Raw genomic sequence first — 16,874 nt, 5'->3', positions numbered from 1 at the left:
TGCCAGGGGTCTTGGCCTTGAAGGCCGTCACTCCCCCTTCGGTACCACCGTCTCTGCCGTCTTGGGCAGGGGCAGGCCGTTCTTCAGCTTGTCCTCGGCGGCCTGCTTCAGGTCCTTGTCCGCGCTCTGCTGCGCGGCGCGGGTCCATTGGAAGCGGGCTTCCTGCTTGCGGCCGGCGGCCCAGTAGGCATCGCCCAGGTGGTCGTTCATGGCGGGGTCCAGCGGGTGCAGCTCCACCGCCCGCTCCAGCAGCTCCACGGCACCGGCGATGTCACCCTGCTTGAGCTTCACCCAGCCCAGGCTGTCGATGATGTAGCCGTCGTCCGGCTTCAGGCCGACCGCCTTTTCCAGCAGGGCGCGGGCCTGCATCAGGTTCACGCCCCGGTCGGCCCAGCTGTAGCCCAGGTAGTTCAGGACGGAGGCGTTGTCCGGGTTCAGCTCCAGCGAGCGCTTCAGGTCCGCTTCCCCCTCGGCCCAGCGGCCGGCGGCATCCAGGGACATGCCGCGGACATAGAGCAGACCCGCGGTCAGCTTGGGGCTTTCCCCCAGCCGGGTCAGGGCGCGGGTGTAGGCATCCGCCGCCTCCCCATAGCGTTCCTGGCTGCGCAGCACGTCGCCCAGCCGGGCCAGGGCATCGGACCGGGCCGGGCGTTCCGTCGCCATGGCCTCCAGCAACCTGGCCGCCTCGTCCACCCGGTCCAGGCGGCGCAGCATGTCCGCCTGCCGCAGCCGGGCCATCCAGGCCACGGCACTGCCGCCGCTGTCCACGGCGGCCTTGTATTCCACCAGCGCGTCGGCATGGCGGGAGCGGGCCTGGAGCACGTCGCCGGTCATGATGCGGGCCAAGGCCTGGTCCGACCGCAGGAACTGCGACAGGCGGCCGAACATCAGGGCCATTTCCTGGGCGCTTTCCTGGTGCATGGCAGAGGCCAGCTCGAACAGCGCCTCCGCCAGCCCGTCCTTGGCGTCGGCCACCAGCCGGCGTGGGGCGGGACCATCCTTGTCGAGGCGGGCCAGGGCCTCGTCCGCCGCCAGGCTGTCCGGGTTCTCCGCCTTCACGGAAAGGTACAGGGCGCGGGCGGCTTCAACCCGGCCCGCGCGCTCATGGAAGTTGCCGGCGAGCTGCATCAGCCGCAGGGGCGTGCCGCCCTCCAGCGCCTTGGCATACAGCTCCCCCGCCACGGCGCCGTTGCCGCGCAGATCCTCAATCAGGGCCGCCTGCAAGCGGTGCAGGGGCACGAAGCCGGGGGTCTGTTCCAGGACGGAGAGCTTGGCCAGGGCCGCGTCATGCTGGCCCGCCGCCACCTCCACCCAGGCCGCCAACAGGGGCACGACGAACTGGCCGAGGCCGTCGGCGGGCACCTCCGCCAACCGGGCCCGGGCCTCGGGCAGCTTGTTCCTGGAGAGAAGGTCGGAAACCTGGAGCGCGCCGGCCAGGAAGCTGTCGGCGCCGGAGGTCTTCAGCTTGGCGGCCAGATCCAGGGCGTCGGCGTAGCGGCCCTCCCCGAGCTGGATCAGGAAGGCCTGGCGGGCCAGGGCGGTGTTGGCCGGGTCGGCCCGCAGCGCGCCGGTCAGGCGCTTGGCCGCGTTGTCCCAATCCCCCGCACCCCTGGCGATGCGCCCGGCCAGGTAGTCGGCATAGGCCTGGGCCGGGGCGGACAGGCCGGACCTGACCTCGGAGGATTCGGCAAGGGCGGGGGCACCCCCTGCCAGCAACGCCACGACCGCGACCCCACACCACCGACCGAAACCGCCCATGCCACACAAGCTCCCGCCCGAGATCCCACGCGCAAGAACCCGTTCCCCCACGAGCCCCCGCACGACCGAAGCGTACGCGGGAAGGGCTTAACGGTTCAATAAGGCTGCTGGGGCGAGAGGGGCTGAGTTGTCGGTCAGGGCAAGGGAAGCGAACCCCGACGTCCGACGGTCGTCCATGGATCGTCGGGGTTCAGCTCGCGCGTCACCCCGACTCAGGATTCCCGACCTTTACATATTCGGGTAGTTCGGGCCCCCGCCGCCCTCCGGCACGGTCCAGACAATGTTCTGGGTGGGGTCCTTGATGTCGCAGGTCTTGCAGTGCACGCAGTTCTGCGCGTTGATCACGAAGCGCGGGTTCTGGCCGGCGTCGTCGCGCACCACCTCATACACGCCCGCCGGGCAGTAGCGCTGGGCCGGCTCGTCATAGAGGGGCAGGTTGTGGGCGATGGGGACCGCTGGGTCCTTCAGCTTGAGGTGGCTGGGCTGATCCTCCTCATGGTTCGTGTTCGAGATGAACACGGAGGACAGCCGGTCGAAGCTGATGATGCCGTCCGGCTTCGGGTACCGGATCTTCGGCGCCTCATCCGCCTTCACCAGGCTTTCGTGGTCCGCCTTCTTGTGGCGCAGGGTGTAAGGCAGCAGCTTGCCGAGGCCAAGGTCGTGGGCCCACATCTGGACGCCGCCATGCAGGTTGCCCAGCGCCAAGCCCGCCTTCAGTCCGGGCTTGACGTTACGGACCTTGTACAAATCCTCGTGCACCCAGGATTTCTTCCAGGCGTCCTCATAGCTGTCCAGCGTGTCGCCCTGGGTGGCGCCGGCCTTCAGCCGCTCGAACGCGGCCTCCGCCGCTAGCATGCCAGTTTTCATGGCGTTGTGGGTGCCCTTGATGCGCGGCACGTTCACGAAGCCGGCGGAGCAGCCGATCAGGGCGCCGCCGGGGAAGACCAGCTTCGGCACGGACTGCAACCCGCCCTCGTTGATGGCGCGGGCGCCGTAGGCCAGGCGCTTGCCGCCCTCCAGGTACTTGCGGATGAAGGGGTGCTGCTTGAAGCGCTGGAACTCCTCGAACGGGCTGAGGTGCGGGTTCCAGTAGTCCAGGTTGACCACGAAGCCGATGGAGACTTGGTTGTCCTCCAGATGGTACATCCAGGACCCGCCGGCGGTCTTGCCGTCCAGGGGCCAGCCCTGGGTGTGCATGACCAGGCCCTGTTTGTGCATCTCGGGGTCGATCTGCCACAGCTCCTTGATGCCGATGCCGTACTTCTGGGTGTCCACCCCATCGCGCAGGTGGAACCGCTCCATCAGCAGCTTCGACAGGTTGCCGCGCACGCCCTCTGCGAAGAAGGTGTACTTGCCGTGCAGCTCCATGCCGGGGGTATAGCGGTCGGTATGCTCCCCGCCCTTGCCGATGCCCATGTCGCCGGTGGCGACGCCCTTGACGCTGCCGTCGTCGTGGTAGACCACCTCGGCCGCGGCGAAGCCGGGATAGATCTCCACCCCAGCGCCTCCGCCTGCTGGCCCAGCCAGCGGCACAGGTTGCCGAGGGAGATGGCGTAGTTGCCGTCATTGTGCATCAGCGGCGGCAACAGAAAGTTGGGGATGCGGATGCCGCCCTTGTCGGACAGGACATAGAACCGGTCGTCGGTGACAGGGGTGTTGAGCGGGGCGCCCTTTTCCTTCCAGTCCGGGATCAGCTCATTCAGGGCGCGGGGGTCCAGGACGTTGCCGGACAGGATGTGGGCCCCGACCTCCGACCCTTTCTCGATCACGCAGACGCTGACCTCGTGGCCCTGCTCCGCCGACAGTTGCTTCAGCCGGATCGCGGCGGACAGCCCGGCAGGGCCGGCGCCGACGATCACGACGTCGTATTCCATGAATTCCCGTTCCATAACCCGGTCCCACCCCTACGCTTTCTTGTTGCCGACGCTTGGGCGCCCTGGTTTTTCGCCCGTTGAACGGGTCGGCATTTCGCCCGTGTAAGACACCATAGGCAGATGGTAGGGTCAAAGCATGAATGCTCTGGTCCACAGTGTCGCGGTGCTGAGGTTCCTGGCCGAGATCGGCGTGGACGAGGCCGTGAACGATGTTCCCACCGACTGGACGACGGTGGGGCCGCGGGCCCGTGCCGCCGCGGCGCCACCCCCGGGCGCCCCCCCTGCCTCCCGCCCGGTGCCCGCCCAGGCCATGGCGCCCAACCGGGCCGCCGGCGGCCCCGCCCTGCCGGGGCTCGAGTCGCCCACCCCGGGACCCCTGGGTGCCGCGGAGGCCGGGGCCACGGCCCGCGCCGCCGCGGGGCAGGCCAGCACGCTGGAGGAGTTGCAGCGCGCCCTGGCCGCGTTCGAGGGCTGTGCCCTGAAGCGCACCGCCACCAACATGGTCTTCGCCGACGGCAACCCGCAGTCCCGCATCATGCTTGTGGGGGAGGCACCGGGCGAGCATGAGGACCGGCAGGGCAAGCCCTTCGTCGGCCCGGCCGGCGCGCTGCTGGACAAGATGCTGGCCGCCATCGGGCTGGACCGCCACGCGGAAGATGCGGCCAAGGCGGTTTACATCACCAACGTCCTGCCCTGGCGCCCGCCTGGCAACCGCAGCCCCACGGACGGGGAGATCGCCGCCTGCCTGCCCTTCGTGCAGCGGCATGTGGAGTTGGCGAAGCCGGACATCCTGGTCTTCCTGGGCGGCATCAGCGCCAAATCCCTGCTGGCCCGCAGTGAGGGCATCACCCGCCTGCGCGGCCGCTGGTTCGAGTACGCGACGCCGGGGCTGGGGAAGGCCCTGCCCGCCCTGCCCATGCTGCACCCGGCCTACCTGCTGCGGAACCCGGTGGCGAAGCGGGAGGCTTGGCGGGACCTGCTGGCGTTGAAGGTGAGGATGGAGGGGTGACGGCGGGGTGTCGGGGTTCGCTTTCGCTCACCCGCGACCTACGGCGATGGAATTCGTAGGTTGGGCTGGAGCGGAGCGGAAGCCCGACAGAACGAACCCGGGCGCGGCAGTGCTCTCCACTCAGAACCGCGTCAGCAGCCGCACCAGGCCCCTCGTCCGCTCGCTGAACAGGCTGGGGGTGTAGAAGGCGCTGGCAGCGCGCTTGTTGACCTCGCCCAGGGTGGGGTACGGGGCGATCATGTCGGTGAAGGACTTGATCTTCAGGCCGGCGGTGATGGCCAGGGCCCAGGGCTGGATCAGCTCGCCCGCGTGGGGGGCGACGATGCTGGCGCCCAGGATCAGTCCGTTCTTGCGCAGGACCACCTTGGCCAGGCCTTCCGTCTCCCGCTCCGCCTGGGCGCGGTCGTTCTCATTCAGGGGCCATTCGGTCGTGCGGACGTCCGGGTGCTTCTCCCGCGCCTGCGCCTCCGTCAGGCCCACATGGGCCAGTTCCGGCTCCAGGTAGGTGACCCAAGGCAGGGCCTTGTAGTCCACCTTGGCGGGCAGGCGGAACAGGGCGGACTTCACGACGATGCCCGCGTGGTAGCCGGCCACGTGGGTGAACTGCGGGCCGCCGGCCACGTCGCCGATGGCGTAGACCTTGCGGTTGCTGGTGCGCAGGCCCTCGTCCACGGTGATGCCGCGGGGGGTGAAGGCGATGCCCGCGGCCTCAAGCCCCAGGTCCTCTATGTTGGCGCGGCGGCCGGCGGCGACCAGCAGGTGGGTGGCCTCCAGCCGCTCCTCCCCGCCGTCCGGGCGCTTCAGCACAACGACGGGGCCGGGCTCGACGCGCAGGATGTCGGCGCCCTCCCGCAGGTCCAGCCCCTCAGCCAGCAGGGCCTTGCGGGCGATGGCGACCAGGGCGGGGTCGTCCTTGGGCAGGATCCCGAAGCGCTCCAGCACCGTCACCCTGGAGCCCAGCCGCCGGTGGGCCTGGGCCATCTCCAGCCCGATGGGGCCGCCGCCGATGACGACCAGGTGGCCGGGCAGGACGGTCAGGTCGAACAGGCTCTCGTTCGTCAGATAGGGCACCTTGTCCAGCCCGGGGATGGGCGGGGCGGCGGGGCGGCTGCCCGTGGCGACGACGAAGCGGCGGGCGGTGACCACGGTGCCGTCCTCCGCCTCCACCCTGTCCGGCCCGGTGAAGCGGGCGGCCTGCTGGATCACCCTCACGCCAAGGCCGGTGAACCGCTCCACCGAGTCGTTGGGCTCGATGGCGGCGATGACGCCGCGGACATGGGCGTGGACCTTGGCGTAGTCCACCTGCGGCTCGCCGCCCGTGACGCCGAACTTGGCGGCGGTGCGGATGGTGTGGGCGGCCTTGCCGGCGGCGATGACGGCCTTGGACGGCACGCAGCCCGTGTTCAGGCAGTCGCCGCCCATGCGGTGCTTCTCGAACAGCACCACCTTCTGGCCCAGCTGGGCGGCACCCGCCGCCACGGACAGGCCGCCGGAGCCGGCGCCGATGATGCAGAGGTCTGCGGTGAGGGTCTCAGCCACGGGCGGCCTCCGTCGGGCGCTTGAAGCGCTTCAGCAGGATGGGGACGAGGGACAGGGCCGCCAGCCCCAGCAGGGGCAGCAGCACCGACGGGGTGAAGATGATGCCCAGGTCCGGCGTGCCGCCCTGGTCCAGCACCGCGCCCAGCCCGTTGCCAACGGAGACATAGACAAGGGTGCCGGGGATGATGCCCAGGAAGGTGCCGATGACGAAGGTGGACAGCCTGACGCCCAGGAAGGCGGGGACCAGGTTCACCAGCCAGAAGGGGAAGGCGGGGACGAGGCGCAGGAACAGCAGGTAGCTCAGCGCGTCCTGCCGGAACCCGTCCTCCAGCTTGGCCAGCCAGGGGCCGGCCTTGGCCCGCAGCAGGTCGCCCAGCGCCGTGCGGGCGGCCAGGAACAGCAGCGTCGCCCCAAGCGTCGCGCCCGCCACCACATAGAGCGTGCCCGCCACCACCCCGAACAGCAGCCCGCCCGCCAGGGTCAGGAAGATGGCCCCCGGGATGGACAGGGCCACGGCCAGGGCATAGGCCAGGACGAAGCCGGCCGGCGCCAGCAGCGGGTTGGCATCGACCCAGCCCGCCAGGGCCTGCCGGTTCTCCGCCAGGGCGGAGAAGCTGAGGTAACGGTCCAGGTCGAGGGCGAAGACCGCCCCGATGCCAGCGGCCAGCACGGCCAGGGGCAGCAGGCGCTTCCAGGCGGGGGTAGCGGGCGCGGCCATGGCAAGAGGGTCCGTGGATCGTTGCGGGTGACGATCCCAACCTAAGGTCCTGCGCCCATCACTGCCAGTCACCAGGGCGTGAGGGGGTGGTTACGGCAGGTTTTGCCAAGGCCCCCTGATTCTGACCACCTCAACCACCCGGTCCTCCATCGAGACGCGGTAGCGGATGCGGTGCTTCTCGACGATGCGCATCCGGAAACGGCTGTCCAGGTCATCGACCGGCCAGCGGAACGGGGCCCCCGCCAAGTCCTCGAGCGCCTTGATGATGTGCTGCACCCGCCGTTTGGCGATGACGCCACCCTGGCCATACCAAGCGTGCACCGCTTGCAGGTCGCGCCGGGCGCGGGTCGAGAGTTGGATGGTGAACAAGCCCTGGTCCCCTACCGGAACCGGCGGGCCTCCGGCGGCGGGAGCTCGTCGTCCGTGCCCCAGGATTCCACCCAAGCCTTGATGTCGGCCAGCGGGATGCCCATGCCGGAATCCAACTCGGCCAGTGCCTCCTCCGTCAGGGCGGCGTCGGTAGGATCATCGGCGGGCAAGGGGCGGTCGAGGTTGTGTCGGGCCATGGGACACCTATATGTTCCACCAGCAGGATAACACAAGCGTGCCCCCTCGCAATCGGGCCCGCTCGCCCGTTGACTCCCACCCTCGCCACCACTATAAACCGCGCTTCGTTTTTGCCGAGATGTCACCGGAGTCAGTGTCGTGAAGCGTACTTTCCAGCCCAGCAAGATCGTCCGCGCCCGCCGCCATGGCTTCCGCGCCCGCATGGCCACCGCCGCCGGCCGGAAGATCATCAACAAGCGCCGCGCGCAGGGCCGCAAGCGCCTGTCGGCCTAAGGGTCGTGCCATGGCGCCCCCGGTCTCGGGCAAGGCCCGGTACAAGGTGGGGCGCCTGACCAAGCGGGCGGAGTTCCTGGCCGTGGCCGGGGCTCGCCGCAAATGGTCGGCGCCGGGCTTGCTGTTGCAGGCCCGCGCCCAGGACGGGGTGCAGAAGCCCCGCAAGGGCGAGCCAGACGTCCGTGTCGGCTTTACCGCCAGCAAGAAGGTTGGGGGCGCGGTTGAACGCAACCGCGCCCGTCGTCGTTTGCGCGCGGCCGTGGCCGAGGTGCTGGCCCCCCACGCCCTGCCCGCCACGGATTACGTGGTGGTGGCCCGGGCGGAGACGGTGCGCCGGCCCTATGCCGCCCTGAAGCAGGATCTGGCCCAGGCCATGAAGAAGCTGCGCGCCTGGCAGGACCCGCCGGCGCCGGATGCCGCGCCCCAGGCCGACGGAGGCGGGACGTGAGCCCGCTAGCCCTGGCGCTCAAGGGGACGGTCCTGGCCTATCGCTGGGGTATCTCCCCCGTGCTGGGCCCGCGCTGCCGCTACATGCCGAGCTGCTCCGAATATGCGCTGGAAGCCCTGGCCGCCCATGGGGGCCTGAAGGGTGGCTGGCTGGCGGCGCGGCGTGTCTGCCGCTGCCATCCCTGGGGCGGGTCGGGCTGGGACCCGGTGCCGCAGCCGGGAAAAGCCGCGGGAAGCCCGGAAACATCCCCCTCCTGCGCCCGGCACTGACCGCCGGGCCTTTACAAATGCCAAGCCGCGCCGAATATGCGCGCTGCACATCGAACACGCCTGGAACCTGGAACAGCACCCCATGACGGACCAGAAGAACCTTTTGCTGGCGATCGCGATCTCGGTCGCCATCCTGTTCGGGTTCCACTTCTTCTATGAGCTGCCGCGCCAGCGCGCCCTGCAGGCCGAACAGGCCCGCCAGCAGGCGCTGGTGGAGCAGCAGGCCCCCGCCGGCCCCGCGGCCGACCCTACCCTGCCCCAGGCCACCGTCCCCGGCCAGGCCCCCGGCAGCGAGACGGTGGTCAGCAACGCGCCCCCCGCCGGCCCGCGGGAGCGGACGGTGGTGCTGGGCGAGACCCAGCGCCTGAAGATCGACACGCCGCGCATCCATGGCAGCGTGAACCTGCGCGGCGGCCGCTTCGACGACCTGACCCTGGCCAATTACCGCGTCACGCCGGAGCCGGCGAGCGCCGAGGTGGTGCTGCTGGCGCCGACCGGGTCCGAGTCCCCCTACTTCGCCGAGTTCGGTTGGATCGGCGCCGGCGGCCTGCCTGCCAATGCCGTGCCCGGCCCGGGTACCGAGTGGACCGCCAGCGGCGGCCCCCTGGGCGTGGACAAGCCCGTCACCCTGACCTGGGACAACGGCCAGGGGCTGGTGTTCGAGCGGGTGATCAATGTCGACCAGAACTTCATGTTCACGGTGACCCAGCGGGTGCGCAACAACGGCGCCGCCCCGGTCACGCTTCAGCCCTATGGCCGGGTCCAGCGCATCGGCACCCCCACCACCAGCGGCTTCTACGTGCTGCATGAGGGGCCCATCGGCGTCATCGACGGGGTGCTGCAGGAGCCGAACTACACGGACCTGAAGGAGGACGGGGCGGAGCAGAAGTTCAGCACGACCGGCGGCTGGTTCGGCTTCACCGACAAGTACTGGCTGGTCAGCCTGGTGCCCGACCAGGGCGCCCAGATCAACGCCCGCCTGTTCCACCAGCGCCAGGCGGCGGGCGACGTCTATCAGTTCGACTTCACCGCCCCGGCCCTGACCGTGGCCCCCGGTGCGGCGGCGGAGAGCACCAACCGCCTGTTCGCCGGCGCCAAGGAAGTGAACCTGCTGGAGGAGTACCGGGACAGCCTGGGCATCCCCCGCTTCAACTATGCGGTGGATTGGGGCTGGTTCTACTTCTTCACCATCCCGTTCTTCCATGCGCTGGACTTCCTGCGCGGGCTGGTGGGCAACTTCGGCGTGGCCATCCTGGTCTTCACGGTGCTGCTGCGCCTGGCCTTCTTCCCCATCGCCAACAAGCAGTACGAGGCCTTCGCCAAGCTGAAGAAGCTCCAGCCGAAGATGGAGGAGATCCGCAAGGTCCATGGCGACAACCGTGAGCGGATGTCCATGGAGATGATGAAGCTGTACAAGGAGGAGAAGGCCAACCCGCTGGGCGGCTGCCTGCCGATCCTGCTGCAGATCCCCGTCTTCTTCGCCCTGTACAAGGTGCTGTTCGTCACCATCGAGATGCGGCACGCGCCCTTCTTCGGCTGGATCCAGGACCTGTCGGCGCCGGACCCCACCACCCTCTTCAACCTGTTCGGCCTGATCCCCTGGGACCCGCCCGCCATCCTGCACATCGGCGTCTGGCCGATCCTGATGGGCGTGACCATGTGGCTGCAGCAGAAGCTGAACCCGTCGCAGCCCGACCCGGTGCAGCAGAAGGTGTTCATGGCGCTGCCGTTCATCTTCACCTACATGATGGCGGCGTTCCCGGCGGGCCTGGTGATCTACTGGACCTGGTCCAACCTGCTGTCCATCGCCCAGCAGTGGTTCATCATGCGCCGGATGGGCGTCAAGGTGACCTGACGCGCCCGTCGCACGGCCAGGGACCGGCACCCGCGCCCGGGGCCGGTCCCTTTCCATTTCTGAAGCGAGCATCCCCATGGCCAACACCCCCCGCATCATCCCCAGCCTGACCGGCAGCCTGACCGAGGAGGAGATCGAGGCGGGGCGGCTGCTGTTCGCCCGCCCCTGCGACTTCTTCTGGGGGGCGGAGGCCGCGGCGGCCCTGCCGGAGGCCGACCTGCCGGAGGTGTGCTTCGCGGGGCGGTCCAACGTGGGCAAGTCGTCCCTGATCAACGCCCTGACCGGCCGCAAGACCCTGGCCCGGACCAGCCAGACCCCGGGCCGCACCCAGCAGCTCAACTTCTTCAACCTGGGCGACCGGCTGGTGCTTGTGGACATGCCGGGCTACGGCTATGCCAAGGTGTCGAAGGAACGGTCGGAGGCCTGGACCCTGTTCGCCCGCAGCTACCTGAAGGGCCGGGTCACACTGCGCCGGGCCCTGGTATTGGTGGACAGCCGCCACGGGCCGAAGGAAAGCGATATCGACACCATGAAGATGATGGACCAGGCCGCCGTGCCCTACCAGGTCGTCCTGACCAAGGTGGACACGCTGCGCGACCAAGCCATCCCCAAGGCCCGCGCCGCCGTGGCCGAGATCCTGAAGAAGCACGGCGCCGCCCACCCGGAGGTGATGGTCACCAGCTCCGACACGGGCCTGGGCATCCCCGAGCTGCGCGCGACGCTGACGAGCCTGGCGGCACCGCCCCCGGCCGCCTGACGGGGATGGGGGCGACCCGGGAGATCGCTCCCCCGGGCCGCCATCAGTACCGCCTCACTCCAGCTTGTTGCCGTCGTTGTCCCAGATTTCCAGCGGGCCCAGGCCGGCGTCGCGCACCGCCTGTTCCACCCGCTTGCGGTCGCCGATGACCACCCAGACCATGTCGTCGGCGCGGATCAGCTCCTTCACCGCGGCGGAAACGTCGGCCGGCTTCAGGGCCTCGTACCGGGCCTTCACGCCCAGGATGTGGTCAGGCTTCCGGCCATAGAGGGAGTCGTCCAGCATCTGGCCCAGCACGGCGTCCGCCGTCTCAAACCGGCCGGGGAGGGAGCGGACGCCGTTCTGCACCGCCATCGCCAGCTCCTCCGCCGTGGGCGGGCGGCTGGTGCCGATCTCCCTGATCTCCTTCAACAGCTCGGCCAGAGACTCGCCCGTCTTGTCCGTCTGTACCGGGGCCTGGATGATCCAGGGCTGCTGGCCCAGGGTTCCTTGGCTGCTGCTGTCGACGCCATAGCTCCAGCCCTTGTCCTCCCGCAGGTTCAGGTTGATGCGGGAGCCGAACAGCCCGCCGAACAGGTCGTTCGCGACGGCGAGGGGGATCTCCGCCTCCTCGGCGTAGGCGGGGCCCACCCGGCCCGCCAGGATCACTGTCTGCTCGGCGCCGGGCCGGTCCACCAGGGCAACGCGCGTCCCCTCCCGCTTGACCGTCGCCAAGTTCTTGGCGGGCTTGGGCGTGGCGGGCGGCTTCCAGCTGCCGAAGGCCTTCTCCAGCTCGGCCACCAGTTCCGGCAGCGACACGTCGCCCACGGCGAAGATGCGGGCATTGTCCGGGCGGACCCAGGCGCGGTGAAACGCCACCATGTCGGCGCGGGTGATCGACTTGATCGACACCTCCGTGCCCGTGCCGGTCAGCGGCTTGCCATAGGCATGGTCCTTGCCATAGAGGGCGGGCGGCAACAGGCGCCAAGCCAAGTTTTGCGGGTTGGCCTTCTCCTGCTGGATGCCGCTCAGCAGCCGGGGGCGGATGCGATCGATCTCCTCCTGCGGGAAGATGGGGTCGCGCACCACGTCGGCCAGCACGGCCAGGCTGGGCCCCAGCTTGTCCTTCAGGGAGGAGACGCCGGCATAGGCCATGTCCAGGCTATTCTGCAGGAACAGGTTCGCCCCCAGCCCCTCCACCTCCGCGGCGATGCCCAGGGCGGTGCGCTTGCCCGTGCCCTCATCCATCAAGCCGAGGGTGAAGCTGCCGACGCCGGGCTTGTCGGCGGGGTCGGCGGCATAGCCCGCGTCGAACTGGAGCGCCACGGTCACCGCCGGGATGGCGGAACGCCGGGCGAGCGAGACCTTGATGCCGTTGGACAGGGTCGCCGTCTCGATGGCCGGGAAGCTGAGGTCGGGCGTCTTGTCCACCGTGGGCAGGGCCGAGCGGTCGGCCCCGCCGCCGGAGACGGTGTAGGCCGGCACCGGCACCACGTCCACCTGGTGCCAGCCGCGGCGCAGCCATTCCCGCGCCACCGCCTGCACGTCCTTTGCCGTCGCCGTGTCGATCCAGCGCAGCCAGGTGGCGTAGTGGGCCGGGTTGCCGTGGTACAGCTCCCCCTCCGCCAGCAGGGTGGCCTTGCCGCCGAAGCCGCCTACCCTCTCCACCCCGCGGACGAACTGGGAGCGGAAGACCGTCTTGGCCCGTTCCAGCTCCTCTGCCGTGGGCCCTTTATCCAGGAAGTCGGCGACCACCCGTTCCATCACCGATTCGACCTGACCCGGCTCCGTCCCCGGCTTCACCATCAGGGAGACGGAGAAGATGGACGCAAGCTCGAAAGGCGCGTTGCCGGCGGTGGCGCTGGTGGCGATCTGCCGGTCATAGACCAGCTCCTTGTACAGCCGGGACGTCTTGCCGCCGCCCAACACCTGGGCCGCCAGCCCCAGCAGGGCATAGTCCCGCGTGTTGACCCCCGGCACGGCCCAGGTCCGGCGCAGCAGCGCCTGGGGCACCCGGTCCTCCAGGCGCGAGCGGGTATTCTCCCGCCGGTCCGGCACCTTGTGCAGGTCGCGGGGCAGGTTGGGGCCGGCGGGGATGTCCCCGAAATACTTTTCCACCAGCGGCTTGGCAGCCTGCGCGTCGATGTCGCCGGCCAGCACCAGCACCGCGTTGTTGGGGCCATAATAGGTGTTAAACCAGGTCTTCACGTCGTCCAGCGACGCGGCCGACAGGTCCTCCATGGAGCCGATGGTCGTCCAGCTGTAGGGGTGCCCGCTGGGGAACAGACCCTTCAGCGTGGCCTCCCAGATGCGGCCATAGGGGCGGTTCTCCCCCTGGCGCTTCTCGTTCTTCACGACCTTGCGCTGCTCGTCCAGCTTCGCCTGGTCTACTGAGTTGATGAAGTGGCCCATGCGGTCCGACTCCAGCCACAGGGTCATGTCCAGGGCGGTGGTCGGGACGGTCTGGAAATAGTTGGTGCGATCCAGGAAGGTGGTGCCGTTCTGGTCGGTGGCGCCCACCTTCTCGAACGGGGTGAACCACTCGCCCTTGTAGTTCTCAGTACCCTGGAACATCAGATGCTCGAACAAATGGGCGAAGCCGGTGCGGCCCGGTTTCTCATCCTTGCTGCCCACATGGTACCAGACGCCGACGGCCACCACCGGCGCCTTGCGGTCGGTGTGCACCAGCACCCGCAGGCCGTTCTTCAGGGTGAACCTCTCATAAGGGATGTCCACCGTGGCGGCGGGTCTGGCGCTGGCGGGGGCGGGCGCTGGCTGGGCCAGCACGGGCGTGGCAGCTGATAGGAAAGCCGCGGTGGCGAACAATGCGACGGTATACTTATCAATGGTTCTCAACATGGAGGGGTACCCCGGCAGATAACAACCAGGGCACGTTAGTGCATGACGGTTCTGCCACCAAGTGGCTTCGCGGTGCCCGCGGTGGCCGATGTCGAAGCCGCAGGCCAACCGGTCATTGCCCCATGGGGGCGCGGGTGTTAGACACTCGGCCGTTTGCCATTCCCACCCGGAGCCGCCGATGACCGCCGCATCCGCCCCCGCCCCGTCCCGCGAGGCCCCGTCGCGTGAGGAGTGGATCGCCAAGGCACGGACCCTGTCCGAGGCCCTGCCCTATATGCGCCGCTACAGCGGCAAGACGGTGGTGGTGAAGTATGGCGGCCACGCCATGGGCAACCAGGAGCTGGCCAAGCGCTTCGCCAGCGACATCGTCCTGCTGAAGCAGGTGGGCATCTATCCCATCGTCGTGCATGGCGGCGGGCCGCAGATCGGCCAGATGCTGGACCGGCTGAACATCAAGTCCACCTTCGTGGACGGGCTGCGCGTGACCGACAAGGCCACCATGGAGATCGCCGAGATGGTGCTGTCCGGCAGCATCAACAAGGAGATCGTCGCCCTGATCAACGACGAGGGTGGCGACGCCATCGGCCTGTCCGGCAAGGATGACGACCTGATCGAGGCCCGCAAGGTAACCCGTACCAAGCGCGACCCGGACAGCAACATCGAGCGGATCGTGGACCTGGGCTTCGTGGGCGACCCGTTCCGCATCAACCCCGGCCTGCTGATGAAGCTGCGCCAGGCGGACATCATCCCCGTGATCGCCCCCGTCGGCATCGGGGAGGATGGGGAGACCTACAACATCAACGCCGACACGGCCGCCGGGGCCATCGCCGCGGCCGTGGGCGCCACCCGGCTGCTGCTGCTGACCGACGTGGCGGGCTTCCTGGACAAGGACAAGAACCTGGTCCCCAGCCTGTCCGTGGAGGCGGCCAAGGCGGCCATCGCCGACGGCACGGCCTTCGGCGGCATGATCCCCAAGCTTGAGACCTGCATCGAGGCGGTGGAGGGCGGCGTGGAGGGTGCCGTCATCCTGGACGGCCGCGTGCCGCACGCCATCCTGCTGGAAATTTTCACCGAGGGTGGGGCGGGGACGCTGGTCGGGCGGAAGTGACGGCCATCAGTCAGGGCTTGATCTGATAAGCGCATGAGCCAGAAACTCATGCGCTTGGTATTTCAACCAACCTATTTATTCCCTCAATCCCCCGCCGCCACCCCGTCCCGCCGCGGGTCCGCGCCGCCCTGGATCCCGCCGGGCACCAGCCGGACCGCGTGCAGGCCGCTGTTGGTTTCCTCACGCTTCACCGCATGCCCCCGTTCCATGAGGGCCGCAGCGACAGCGTCACCCTGGGGCACGGCCTCCACCACCACGGTGCCGGTGTTGCGGTCCAGCACAATGGGCAGGTCGATGGCGGCCTGGGGGTCCAGGCCCCAGTCCAGCATGGCCACCAGCGCCTGCGCCACATAGCCGATGATGGCGCTGCCACCGGGGGAGCCGACGCCCAGCACCGGGCGGCCCTGCCCGTCCAGCACCACCATGGGCGCCATGGATGAGCGAGGGCGCTTGCCTGGGCCGGGGGCGTTGGCCACGGGGCGGCCCGCCGGGTCCACCGGCACGAAGCTGAAATCGGTGAGCTGGTTGTTCAGCACGATACCCCCGGCGATGAGGCCGGAGCCGAAGGCGAACTCCACCGAGTTGGTCATGGACACCACCATGCCGTCGCCGTCGACGAAGGACGCGTGGCTGGTGCCCGCGATGTCCGGCCCCTCCCCCACCCCGAAGGCGTGGCCTTCACGGTAGGGCGGGTCGCCGGCAGGGACCTTGCCCGCTGTGGCGCGGCCCGGGTCGATGGTAGCGGCGCGGGCCGTCAGATAGCCCTTGTCCAGCAGGCCCCGCACGGGCACGGGCACCCGGTCCGGGTCGGCAGGATAGACCTCCCGGTCGGCATAGGCGCGCTTCGATGCCTCCGCGAACAGGTGCCAAGCCTGGGGATTGTCCTTGCCCAGGGCGGCCATGTCATGGCCTTCCAGCATGCCCAGGATCTGCAGCACCCCGAGACCGCCGGCCGAGGGCGGGCCCATGCCGCAGACGGTCCAGGCCCGGTAGGGGCGGCAGACGGCGGGCCGCTCCACGGCCTTATAGGCGGCGAGGTCCTCTGGCCGCAGCACAGGGGGCCCTTCCGCACCGGCGGCCGCGGCGAGACGGTCGGTCATCGCCTTGCCAATGGGCCCGCGGTAGAGGGCATCGGGTCCCCGGGCGGCCAGCAGCTTCAGGGCCGCGGCCTGTTCCGGTTGGAGAACGGGTTCGCCGACCCTGGGCACACCAAGGTCGTTGCGATAGTAGGTGGTTTTCAGGTCGGGGGACTGTTCCAGCACCCGCCGCCAGGTTTCCAGTACATGGACCATGCGGGGATAGGCGGGCACCCCCCGTTCCGCCAACGCAACGGCCGGCTCGAACAGGGTGGCCCAGGGCAGCCTGCCGTGTTTGCGGTGTGCCTCCGCCAGCATGGCGACAAGGCCGGGGACCCCGACGGGCCGGCCCTGGCCCAAGGCCTTCAGGAAGCCAAGCGGCTTTCCGTCCGGGCCGATGAAATGGTCAGGCATGACGCCCTGCCCGGCCGTTTCCCGCCCGTCGAAGCTGGTGACGGTGCCATCGGGCATCGCGACCAACAGGAAGCCGCCGCCGCCCAGCCCGGAACTCTGCGGTTCCACAAGCCCAAGGACCAGGGCGGTGGCGACCGCCGCATCCACGGCGCTGCCCCCCGGCGCAGCATCTCCCGCCCCGCCTCTGCGGCCAGGGGGTTCGCGGCTACGGCCATGTGGCGCTTGGCCAGTGCCAGGGGCTTCTCGACCCTGGGGGATGCCGGTTCCGGTGTCTGGGCCGGTACAGGGGGGCTGAGGAGGAGGCTGGCCAGGAGGGCGAGGCCAAGGCGGGTGGGGCGGCGGGAGGTGCGCTGGGTCATCCCCACCTTTCT

General features: G+C 69.5%; 14 protein-coding genes and 1 pseudogene. 7 read left to right on the top strand and 8 right to left on the bottom strand.

The features are described 5' to 3' along the window. Window positions 1-27: 27 nt before the first annotated feature. Both HHL28_RS01030 and HHL28_RS01025 read right to left on the bottom strand, forming a co-directional pair. On the bottom strand, window positions 28-1,722 hold the full coding sequence (locus HHL28_RS01030; RefSeq protein ID WP_169654537.1) for a tetratricopeptide repeat protein: 1,695 nt from the start codon (window positions 1,720-1,722) through the stop codon (window positions 28-30). A 264-nt stretch (window positions 1,723-1,986) separates the two neighbouring features. After that, window positions 1,987-3,647: pseudogene (locus HHL28_RS01025) on the bottom strand (electron transfer flavoprotein-ubiquinone oxidoreductase). Window positions 3,648-3,768: 121 nt separating this feature from the next. On the opposite strand from HHL28_RS01025, the gene HHL28_RS01020 reads away from it, so the two are divergent. Then, complete coding sequence (locus HHL28_RS01020; protein ID WP_169654535.1) at window positions 3,769-4,641, top strand: uracil-DNA glycosylase; 873 nt, start codon at window positions 3,769-3,771, stop codon at window positions 4,639-4,641. 120 nt (window positions 4,642-4,761) lie between these two features. On the opposite strand, the gene HHL28_RS01015 is transcribed toward HHL28_RS01020, so the two are convergent. The 4 genes from HHL28_RS01015 to HHL28_RS01000 all read right to left on the bottom strand — a co-directional run bounded on the left by HHL28_RS01015 (window position 4,762) and on the right by HHL28_RS01000 (window position 7,464). Continuing rightward, window positions 4,762-6,180 carry a dihydrolipoyl dehydrogenase family protein gene (locus HHL28_RS01015; RefSeq protein ID WP_075771508.1) on the bottom strand — a complete coding sequence of 473 codons (1,419 nt, stop codon included), beginning with the start codon at window positions 6,178-6,180 and terminating at the stop codon, window positions 4,762-4,764. Beyond that, the gene (locus HHL28_RS01010; RefSeq protein WP_075771507.1) at window positions 6,173-6,898 is read right to left on the bottom strand and encodes a TVP38/TMEM64 family protein; all 726 of its coding nucleotides are present in this window, start codon (window positions 6,896-6,898) and stop codon (window positions 6,173-6,175) included. Before HHL28_RS01010 ends, HHL28_RS01015 begins: the two co-directional genes overlap by 8 nt. 90 nt (window positions 6,899-6,988) lie before the next feature. After that, entirely contained in the window at window positions 6,989-7,267 is a 279-nt protein-coding gene (locus HHL28_RS01005) for a type II toxin-antitoxin system RelE/ParE family toxin (protein WP_075771506.1), read from the bottom strand. An 11-nt stretch (window positions 7,268-7,278) separates the two neighbouring features. Continuing rightward, entirely contained in the window at window positions 7,279-7,464 is a 186-nt protein-coding gene (locus HHL28_RS01000) for a hypothetical protein (RefSeq protein ID WP_075771505.1), read from the bottom strand. Window positions 7,465-7,603: 139 nt separating this feature from the next. Between HHL28_RS01000 and rpmH the strand changes: the two genes are divergently transcribed. The 5 genes from rpmH (at window position 7,604) to yihA (ending at window position 11,067) form a co-directional block, all read left to right on the top strand. Beyond that, window positions 7,604-7,738 carry a 50S ribosomal protein L34 gene (gene rpmH / locus HHL28_RS00995; RefSeq protein ID WP_075771504.1) on the top strand — a complete coding sequence of 45 codons (135 nt, stop codon included), beginning with the start codon at window positions 7,604-7,606 and terminating at the stop codon, window positions 7,736-7,738. A 10-nt stretch (window positions 7,739-7,748) separates the two neighbouring features. Continuing rightward, on the top strand, window positions 7,749-8,186 hold the full coding sequence (gene rnpA, locus HHL28_RS00990) for a ribonuclease P protein component (protein WP_075771503.1): 438 nt from the start codon (window positions 7,749-7,751) through the stop codon (window positions 8,184-8,186). Then, the gene (gene yidD / locus HHL28_RS00985) at window positions 8,183-8,455 is read left to right on the top strand and encodes a membrane protein insertion efficiency factor YidD (RefSeq protein WP_075771502.1); all 273 of its coding nucleotides are present in this window, start codon (window positions 8,183-8,185) and stop codon (window positions 8,453-8,455) included. The genes rnpA and yidD overlap by 4 nt, the downstream gene beginning before the upstream one ends. An 82-nt stretch (window positions 8,456-8,537) precedes the next feature. After that, window positions 8,538-10,310, top strand: coding sequence for a membrane protein insertase YidC (yidC, locus tag HHL28_RS00980; RefSeq protein ID WP_075771501.1), 1,773 nt, complete (start codon window positions 8,538-8,540; stop codon window positions 10,308-10,310). Window positions 10,311-10,386: 76 nt separating this feature from the next. Further along, on the top strand, window positions 10,387-11,067 hold the full coding sequence (yihA, locus tag HHL28_RS00975; RefSeq protein WP_075771500.1) for a ribosome biogenesis GTP-binding protein YihA/YsxC: 681 nt from the start codon (window positions 10,387-10,389) through the stop codon (window positions 11,065-11,067). Window positions 11,068-11,121: 54 nt separating this feature from the next. On the opposite strand, the gene HHL28_RS00970 is transcribed toward yihA, so the two are convergent. Beyond that, on the bottom strand, window positions 11,122-13,833 hold the full coding sequence (locus HHL28_RS00970) for a M16 family metallopeptidase (RefSeq protein WP_404326194.1): 2,712 nt from the start codon (window positions 13,831-13,833) through the stop codon (window positions 11,122-11,124). 250 nt (window positions 13,834-14,083) lie between these two features. Between HHL28_RS00970 and argB the strand changes: the two genes are divergently transcribed. Beyond that, window positions 14,084-15,013 (top strand): acetylglutamate kinase, encoded by a 930-nt coding sequence (gene argB, locus HHL28_RS00965; RefSeq protein WP_075771498.1) that lies wholly within the window; start codon window positions 14,084-14,086, stop codon window positions 15,011-15,013. Window positions 15,014-15,096: 83 nt separating this feature from the next. Here argB and HHL28_RS00960 read toward each other — a convergent pair whose 3' ends face one another. Then, window positions 15,097-16,650 (bottom strand): gamma-glutamyltransferase family protein, encoded by a 1,554-nt coding sequence (locus HHL28_RS00960; RefSeq protein ID WP_404326193.1) that lies wholly within the window; start codon window positions 16,648-16,650, stop codon window positions 15,097-15,099. Window positions 16,651-16,874: the final 224 nt, after the last annotated feature.

It is taken from the genome of Aerophototrophica crusticola (assembly GCF_012913305.1).
Classification (GTDB): domain Bacteria; phylum Pseudomonadota; class Alphaproteobacteria; order Azospirillales; family Azospirillaceae; genus Niveispirillum; species Niveispirillum crusticola.
This window is presented reverse-complemented; position numbering and strand designations above follow the sequence as displayed.